4 protein-coding genes are annotated in these 6,000 nt (G+C 66.3%); all 4 read right to left on the reverse strand.

Annotated features, from left to right (window positions below; all coding sequences use genetic code 11):
* Positions 1–149 precede the first annotated feature (149 nt).
* The 4 genes from J7360_RS03575 to J7360_RS03590 all read right to left on the reverse strand — a co-directional run bounded on the left by J7360_RS03575 (position 150) and on the right by J7360_RS03590 (position 5,967).
* Positions 150–1,355 carry a D-alanyl-D-alanine carboxypeptidase family protein gene (locus J7360_RS03575; RefSeq protein ID WP_209033270.1) on the reverse strand — a complete coding sequence of 402 codons (1,206 nt, stop codon included), beginning with the start codon at positions 1,353–1,355 and terminating at the stop codon, positions 150–152.
* A gap of 418 nt (positions 1,356–1,773) precedes the next feature.
* Positions 1,774–3,192 carry a septal ring lytic transglycosylase RlpA family protein gene (locus J7360_RS03580; protein WP_057662703.1) on the reverse strand — a complete coding sequence of 473 codons (1,419 nt, stop codon included), beginning with the start codon at positions 3,190–3,192 and terminating at the stop codon, positions 1,774–1,776.
* Positions 3,189–4,337 (reverse strand): lytic murein transglycosylase B, encoded by a 1,149-nt coding sequence (mltB, locus tag J7360_RS03585; RefSeq protein ID WP_057662702.1) that lies wholly within the window; start codon positions 4,335–4,337, stop codon positions 3,189–3,191. The genes J7360_RS03580 and mltB overlap by 4 nt, the downstream gene beginning before the upstream one ends.
* Before the next feature lie 259 nt (positions 4,338–4,596).
* Entirely contained in the window at positions 4,597–5,967 is a 1,371-nt protein-coding gene (locus tag J7360_RS03590) for a glycosyl hydrolase family 28 protein (RefSeq protein WP_209033277.1), read from the reverse strand.
* Positions 5,968–6,000: the final 33 nt, after the last annotated feature.

The following is a 6,000-nucleotide window of genomic DNA, read 5'->3' on the forward strand; positions in this document are numbered from 1 at the left end:
TCGGGATTGGGGATTGGGGATTCGCAAGAGCGGGCCAGCGGGATTTGGAAGAGCAGCGCGGGGCTTCGCCGCTGCCCTCGCTTTTTCGAATCCCCAATCCCCAATCCCGCAAACAAAAAAGCCGGCGAAAGCCGGCTTTTTTGTTTGGATTACTCCGATTCCCACCACATCCAGAACGCGTCCCAGAGGCGCTTGAAGAATCCGCCCTCTTCGACGGCGTTGATGGCGACCAGCGGGGCCTGGGCGATGACCTTGCCGTCCAGGCTGACCTTCACGGTGCCAACCTGCTGGCCCTGCTTGATCGGTGCCTGCAGGTTCTTGGGTACTTCCATGCTGGGCTTGAGGTCGTTGTAGCGGCCGCGCTGCAGGCTGACCAGCAGCGGCTGTGCCACGCCGAGCTGCACTTCGTCCTGCTGACCCTTCCAGACCTTCTGCTTGGTGACGACCTTGCCGGGCGCGTACAGGCTGTGGGTTTCGAAGAAGCGGAAGCCCCAGTTGAGCAGCGCCAGGCTATCGGTGGCGCGCTGTTCTTCGGAGCTGTCGCCCATGACCACGGCGATCAGGCGCTGATCGCCGCGCTTGGCCGAGCTCAGCAGGCAGTAGCCGGCTTCGGAGGTGTGACCGGTCTTGATGCCGTCCACCGCCGGATCGCGCCACAGCAGCCGGTTACGGTTGCTCTGCTTGATGCTGCCGACCTGGAATTCCTTGATCTTGTTATAGGCGTAGGTCTCCGGGTAATCGCGCACCATCGCGCGGCCCAGCAGGGCCAGGTCGTAGGCGGTGGAGTGATGCCCCTCGGCGCTCAGGCCGTGCGCGTTGACGAAGTACGAATCCTTCATGCCGATCTTGGCGGCGTAGCTGTTCATCAGCGAGGCGAAGGCTTCTTCGCTGCCGGCCACATGCTCGGCCAGCGCGATGGCGGCATCGTTGCCGGACTGGATCGCCATGCCCTTTTCCATGTCTTCCAGACGCGCCGTCTGGTTGACCGGGAAGCCGCTGTAGCTGCCGTCGGTGCCCGCACCGCCTTCGCGCCAGGCGCGTTCGCTCATCATGACCTGGTCGTCGCGCTTGACCTTGCCGTTCTTGATCTCGGCGGCGACCACGTAGGAGGTCATCACCTTGGTGATGCTGGCCGGCGCCAGTTGCTGGTGGATGTTTTCACCGGCCAGCACCTGCCCGGTGGCGTAGTCCATCAGGATCCAGGACTTGGACACGGCCGGTGCGGGTGCCGGCGGCACCGGCAAGGCGGCCGGGGAGGCAGCCACGGCAGGAGTCGGCTGCGGCGCAGGTGTCTGGGCGCAGACCAGGCCGAAGGCGAACGTGGCCACGGCAGCGGCGGCGAAGCGGAATTTCATTGAAGAACGACTCCTGACGGGCCCGAAAGCCGGGCAATGCGAAATTGTAAGACGCCACGGCGATCAGGGCGACGCGTTGCACGATGCATGCGCTTGCGCAGTTCAGCGATGGCGGCGGTCGTACGGACGCTTGTGGTGCCTCAGGCGAGCTGCCGGAAGCGGCACGCAGGTACGGGCATTGCTTGCAGCGCGTCCAACGAGGCGACGCTGGCGCGCAGGCGCTGGCTGGATGCAGACGACGCGAGGGGCCGCGACGTGCATGCCGAAGCCGACCTTGGCCGCATCCGCCTTGCAGATGCGCGATGTTTGCCCGCCGATTGGGTGTGCTCAGCCGTTCCCGGTAACGCCGATGCAGCCAATGCGCACGCAGCGGGTGCGCTCACGCTCGATCAGCCACGCGCTGACCGACCCATGCGCATTAATTGGCCACGATCTGCGGACGACCGAAACCGAGTCCGGCGATGCGCTGGGCAATCTCCGACGCATTTGCATGGTCGCGCGCATTGACGCGTAGCCGCCACAGCGTGCGCCCGCCACTGACGATGTCGCTGACGCTGGCACCGGCGATCCCCGCCGAGGCCAGTTGCGACAGTGCGCGATTGGCGTTTTCGCGGCTGGCGAAACTGGCGACCTGCAGCAGGATGTCGCCGAGTGCGGCTTCGGCCACGCTGGGTGCCTTGGCGGGCGCTGGCTCGGCCTTGAGCGGGCGCGAGGCAGTGCTCTCGGACGGCTTGACCGCCGCAACCGCGACCGGCGGCGCTGCGGCGGGTACGGCGGCGGACGCTGACGCGGCCGGTCGCGGGGCCGCAGCGGCCGGCTTGCCGGTGGCCACACGCACGCCCTGCGCCTTCATCCAGGCATCGAAGTTGTCGGCATTGCCAGGCTGGCGCGAGTCGGCAACGCGGTAACGCCAACGCTCGCCAGCCGCAGCGACCGGCGCGCCGCCAGTGGGTGCCGTGGCGGAGGCGGTCACCGCGGCGCCGGTGCCGGCACCGGTGGCGACCGCACGCGGCGGCACGGTGCGTGTCGGCAGGCGCTGCACCAGGCCATCGATCTGACTGGCGCCGGCAGCCGGCCGCGCCGTGGCCACGGCGGTATTCACCGGGGCCTGGCCACTGCGGCGCTTGGCGAGCAGATTGCCGTTGTCGGCTTCAGTCAGGCCGCGGACTTCGACATTGCCGGTGCCCTTGCCGGTGATGCCCAACTTCACTGCCGCGGCGTAGCTCAGATCGATCACGCGGCCGTCGTGGAATGGGCCGCGGTCGTTGACGCGCACCACCACCGACTGGCCGGTGTCGGTGTTGGTGACCAGCGCAAAGCTGGGCAGCGGCAAGGTCTTGTGCGCGGCGGTGAAGGCGTACATGTCGTACACCTCCTTGTTGGAGGTCAGCCGGCCATGGAACTTGTTGCCGTAATACGAGGCGGTGCCGCGTTCGACATAGTCGCTAGGGTTGTCCATCACCACATAGCGCTTGCCCAGCACTTCATACGGCGAACGATTCCCCACCGCCGAGCGCGGCTCATTGGTGACCAGTGGCTCTGGGATGCAGGCCACGTTGGGCACATGATCGGGCGTGGAGTCTTTCACGCCGGGCTTGTACAAGCCGCCAGCGGTGTAGTCGCCGCGCGTGGACGGGTCTTCCTTTGCGGGTGCATACGGCGAGGTGGACGGGCACCCGGTGGCGACATACGCCGGACCCTTGCCTTCGACCTTCACACCCTTGATCGCACCGCTACCGTTGCCGCCGGCAGTTTTCTTCGGTGCGCTGCTACAGGCCGCCAGGCCAAGCATCAGCGCCATCGGGACCAGCCACTTGGGGCCTGCAATGCTGTTCATGCCGGGGGTAACTCCTTGCCGGCGATGGCGTCGGACAGCTGGAACACGGCCATCGCATACATCTTGGAAATGTTGTAACGGGTGATCGCGTAAAAGTTCTGGAAGCCCAGCCAGTACTGCTTGCCGTTGGCGTCGTCCAGGCTGATCGGGGTGGCGGTGCTGCCGGCCACCACCGGTGCGCTCGGGTGATAGCCGCGCGCCGACAGCTCGGACAGCGTGTATACCGGCGACCAGTCGGTGGGATTGAATTCTTCGTGCCCAGCGGCCAGCGTGGCCGGCACCGCAACTTGCCCGCCACGCACCCAACCGCCCTTCTTGACGAAGTAGTTGGCGATCGAGGCGAACACGTCGTTGTAGTCGGTGAACAGATTGCGCTTGCCGTCGGCATCGCCGTCCACGCCGAACTGGCGATAGCTGGACGGCATGAACTGGCCCATGCCCATCGCGCCGGCGTAGCTGCCGATCAACGTGGTGACGTCGAGCTGTTCCTCTTTGCCGAGCGCGAACAACTGGCCGAGTTCATCGCGGAAAAACAGTTCGCGGCGCACTTCGCGTTCGAGCTTGGCCGGGTCGCCGCTGCGCGGATAGCGGAACGCCAGCGTGTACAGCGCGTCCAGCACGCGGTACTTGCCGGCGTTGCTGCCGTAGCTGGTTTCCACCCCGATGATCGCCACGATCACCTGTGCCGGCACACCGGTGGCCGCTTCGACCTTGCTCAGCTCGGCGCGATGTTCGGCGAGAAACTTGCGGCCGCCGTCGATACGCGCCTGGGTGATGAACATCGGCCGGTATTCGTTCCACGGCTTGACCCGTTCGGCCGGGCGCGACATCGCAGTGACAATGGCGTCCTTGAATTGCGCCTGCGCCAGCACCGCTTCGATCTGCGCGGCATCGATGCCGTACTTGGCCGAGGTGTCGCGCACGAAGTTGGCGCGGGCGATCTCGAACGGGACCGGGGTCAGGTCGACTGGCGGAAGCGCAGGCGCCTCGGCGGCGGCGCTTGCCGGCGGCGCTGACGTCGATGGCGCAAGCGGTGGCTTGGCCGGCGGCGCGCTGGCGGCCGGTGACGGGGATGGCGGGCTGGGCTGGGTCGCGCAGGCGACAAGGCCGAGGGTGAGCAGGCAGGTCAGTGTGCGTCGAATCATCGGCCGAGGGTAACAGACATCAGATGAACTTCTGGCAATAAGGCCATGAAACGCAAAGACTTTAGTCAAGGTCAAGCCTGCTGCGTTTGCGGCAGGGGATTCGGGATGCGGTTTCGGTGGCGCCTGCGGGCGGAACGTTCCGGCACGGGGCGGTGGTGATGTGTGGGGCCGCAGCCCTATCTGCCATGCTGAAGGACGTACGTTCGCGGGCGAGGCGCCAGCGGGTCTGGCGCGGCGAGTGACGGCAGCGCCAGCGAAATCACAGCGCGGGGAAGCGCGGTGCGCCCGAGCAGGTGGGCACCGCACCGCCGACCTGCACGGTGCCGGTGGTGACGCCAGCCCCCGACGGCGTGACGGCGCTGTTGCTCAGCCCGATCTGCGCGTTGCTGGCGCTGATCGACGCGTCGCTGTGCGCCACGTTGGCCAACACTAGATCCAGCGGTGTCTGCGCATCGAAGCCTTTCAGGATCCAGCCCTTGCCGCCGGCATCGTTGTCGGTTTTGAGCCCATCGACCACGATCTGGCCGAAGGTCGGTCTGGTACCGCTGGTTGCGGCGGCGTAGAACGGGTTGATCACCAACGGGCTGCTGACGCCGTACAGGCAGGTGTTGCGATAGGTAATCAGACTGACCGGACCACCCTTGGCGAGGCTGGTCTTGATGCGCAGGCCGCTGTTGTCGGTGCTGCGGTTGCCCATATCGTCGGTGGACACCAGCGCATTATTGTCGACCAGCACATTGCTGACGCCGGACATCACTTCGCTGCCGATCGAGATGCCGTGGGTGCCGTAGCAGCGCGAGTTGCGCACGGTGATGTTGGCCGACTTGGAGGCGATGGTCTTGATCGCCACGCAGTCGTCGCCGCCCATCACATCGCTGTCGTGGATGGTAGCGTTGACCACGCTGTCCAGATCCAGGCCGTCGGTATTGGGGCTGGTGGCCGGCGACTTCACCCGCACGCCCCAGATGGTCAGGCCGTCGACGATATGCGCGAAGAAATGGAAATACGCCGCATTGATCAGGTTGATGTTGTAGAGCGTGAATGCCGTGGCGTTCTGCACCTTGATCAGGTCGGGGCTGTTCTGCACCTGGCCTGCGTTCTTGGCGTTTTCGCCGGATTCCCACCAGGTGGCGCTCTTGCCGAGCATGGCCAGGTCGCCACGCCCGTCGATGGTGCCCTGGCGCCCGCCGGTGCGCATGCCCATCACGCCCGCGTTCGCACCTTTGATGCCGATCAACGGCAGGCAGCTGACGCTCTTGGAACCGGCGCTGCCGCAGCCGCTGCCATAATCGGCCGGGTTGCGCGAGCCGTACACGGTCACGCCCTGGTCGACGACCAGGGTGACGCCAGCGGGAATCGTCAGCGGCCCGGTCAGAAAGGCGTTGCCGCTGCCGCTGGTGAGCAACACTGCGCCGTTCTTGCACGCAGTGAGTGCCGCCTGGATGGTTGTGGTATCGGGCGGCGCGCTTTCCAGCGCCGCCTCGAACAAGCGACCGTTCGGCGTCTGGCTGGCCTTCAACGCGGGCTGGCAGAGGGAGGGAATCGCAGGTTGCGCGACAGCGCGCGCATCGCCGGTGGCGAACGTGACGGCACCGGCTTGCGCGGCCAGCGCGAGACAAACCCCGCCGATGGCGGCGGCTAGGAAATTCCCGCGGAAAGCGCC

Source organism: Xanthomonas sp. D-99, from assembly GCF_017746145.1.
Taxonomy (GTDB): Bacteria; Pseudomonadota; Gammaproteobacteria; order Xanthomonadales; family Xanthomonadaceae; genus Xanthomonas; species Xanthomonas cissicola.

Excerpts from the sequence above, each read along its gene's own strand:
- J7360_RS03575 (WP_209033270.1), bottom strand. The coding sequence starts at position 1,355 with ATGAAATTCCGCTTCGCCGCCGCTGCCGTGGCCACGTTCGCCTTCGGC.
- J7360_RS03580 (WP_057662703.1), bottom strand. The coding sequence starts at position 3,192 with ATGAACAGCATTGCAGGCCCCAAGTGGCTGGTCCCGATGGCGCTGATG.
- mltB (WP_057662702.1), bottom strand. The coding sequence starts at position 4,337 with ATGATTCGACGCACACTGACCTGCCTGCTCACCCTCGGCCTTGTCGCC.